General features: G+C 66.3%; 3 protein-coding genes. 2 read left to right on the top strand and 1 reads right to left on the bottom strand.

Features of this window, described 5'->3' with window-relative positions:
- Together AB0J29_RS37145 and AB0J29_RS37140 are read left to right on the top strand one after the other, a co-directional pair.
- Positions 1–396, top strand: a 396-nt coding sequence (locus tag AB0J29_RS37145) for a transglycosylase SLT domain-containing protein (RefSeq protein WP_364796050.1), incomplete at its 5' end; no start/stop codon positions are given.
- Entirely contained in the window at positions 396–1,580 is a 1,185-nt protein-coding gene (locus tag AB0J29_RS37140) for a transglycosylase SLT domain-containing protein (protein ID WP_364796048.1), read from the top strand. The genes AB0J29_RS37145 and AB0J29_RS37140, both read left to right, overlap by 1 nt.
- Positions 1,581–1,662: 82 nt before the next feature.
- Here the strand turns inward: AB0J29_RS37140 and AB0J29_RS37135 are convergent.
- On the bottom strand, positions 1,663–2,049 hold a 387-nt coding region (locus AB0J29_RS37135), incomplete at its 5' end, for a C40 family peptidase (protein ID WP_364796046.1).

The following is a 2,049-nucleotide window of genomic DNA, read 5'->3' as shown; positions in this document are numbered from 1 at the left end:
GGCATCAGCAGCCAGATGCCCGGCGGCCAGATGCCCGGCGGCACGGTCGGTGACTGGATCAAGCAGGCACTGCAGGTGCTGCAGCAGTTGGGCTACAACATCAGCACGATCGATCCGCAGGCCATCGCGATCATCATCCAGCACGAATCGGGCGGCAATCCCAATGCCATCAACAACTACGACAGCAACGCCGCCGCGGGTACACCATCGATCGGGCTCATGCAGACCATCGGCCCGACCTTCAAACAGTACGCCGCGCCCGGATACAGGAACATTTACAACCCGGTCGACAATATTGTCGCCGGGGTCCGCTACTCGATAAGCCGATACGGCTCGGTCAGCAATGTGCCTGGCGTCAAGGCGGTACGCGCCGGCAGACCGTATGTGGGCTACTGATGCCACCGCCGCAGCGGGATACACCGGATCCGAGCCTCGATGACGCGCACGAGACCCGGCCCGGCACAACGACATCGGCACCACGCCGAAACGCGACGCGACGCAGTCCGCCGCGAGCACCGACCGGAACACCGGCTGCGCTCGCACAGCAGCCTGCCACCACCGCGGGCGCGCGCGGCCCGACGACCGCACCGATCGCCGAATCCGCCACCGCGGCAACCGGATCGCCTGCCATCGCCCGCCCCGACGCACTCGCCGGATTCGGCTCCAGCGCACCGTACGCGGCGGCGGCGCTCGGGGCGCTGGCATCCATTGCCGCCCAGTACGGCAGGGCCAACCCCACCGCCGATACCGGTCAGCCGTACGCACCGCCCGCGCTCGGCTCTGGACAACCGACTGCATGGCCCGGCGAATCGGGATCACAGTACGCGGCCAACAATCTCGACACCGGACGCCGCGCGCAATCGACGCAGTCGTTGAACGCCGAACTCGGCCGCCTGCTGGGTGGCGCCGCCGATAGCACTATCCAGGGCCGGGCGGCCATCGATGGCATTATCGCCGAGGTGAATACGGCCATGACCGCACTCGGCGGTGTCGCGGATACCACCGCAGGCCGGCAAATGCTGATCACCACACTCAACAATGCCTTACATCGCGCGGGCACCGCGCTCGGACAGGGACAGGCCGCGGCGACGATCACCGCGGATAAGGTTGCCGCACTTGCCGACCGGTTCCTGCGGAACGCGCGCCCGACTCGGCAGCCGGCGCGCCGGGCCCAGCCGGGCACCGGCGTATCCAGTGCACGTCCGCCGCGCACGCGCCCGTCCGGTCGGCAGGGGCAGTGGATCAACGACGCCCTGCGCATCCTGGCCGCCAATGGCTACGACACCCGATACATCAATCCCGCCGATATCGCCGCGATCATCCAGCACGAATCGGCGGGCGATCCGAATGCGATCAATCTCTGGGACAGCAACGCCGTCAAGGGAACTCCATCCAAGGGCCTGATGCAGACCATCGACCCCACCTTCAACTCCTACGCGCTGCCCGGCCACCGCGATATCTGGAATCCGGTCGACAACATCATCGCGGGCGTGCGGTACGCCATCGACCGCTACGGTTCGGTCGGCAATGTGCCGGGCATCCAGGCAATGCACCAAGGCGGGCATTACGTCGGCTACTGAGCCGGCGATGAGGTCGGCGATCGACTATCAAGACCAGCAGGTGGCGTGATAACCACGCGGCAGATCGACCGCTTTCACGACGTCACGGGTACGGGGGGCGGCTGGCGTGATAACCACGCGGCAGATTGACCACTTTCACGACATCACCGGTACGCGGGGCCTCGACACATTGGCCGTTTCCGATGTACATCATGACGTGACCAGGATTCCCGTTGTTGAATTGGGCGTCGGGGAAGATCAGGTCGCCGGCGCGGATATCGGCCGGATTGACCTTCGGCAGCCCTTGATACTGGTCGGCGGCCACGCGTGGGATCTTCACACCCGCCTGGGCCGCGGCGTATTGCATGAGCCCGGAACAGTCGAACGAATTCGGACCTGTGGCACCCCACACATACGGCACGCCACGTTTGCTCAAGGCGACCTGGACCGTCTTCTGCGCGGCTGCGGACGTCCCGGCGACGGGGGTCGA

This window comes from Nocardia sp. NPDC049707, from assembly GCF_040674855.1.
Classification (GTDB): domain Bacteria; phylum Actinomycetota; class Actinomycetes; order Mycobacteriales; family Mycobacteriaceae; genus Nocardia.
The sequence above is the reverse complement of the archived record's forward strand: the minus strand, read 5'-3'. Positions and strand labels throughout refer to the sequence as shown.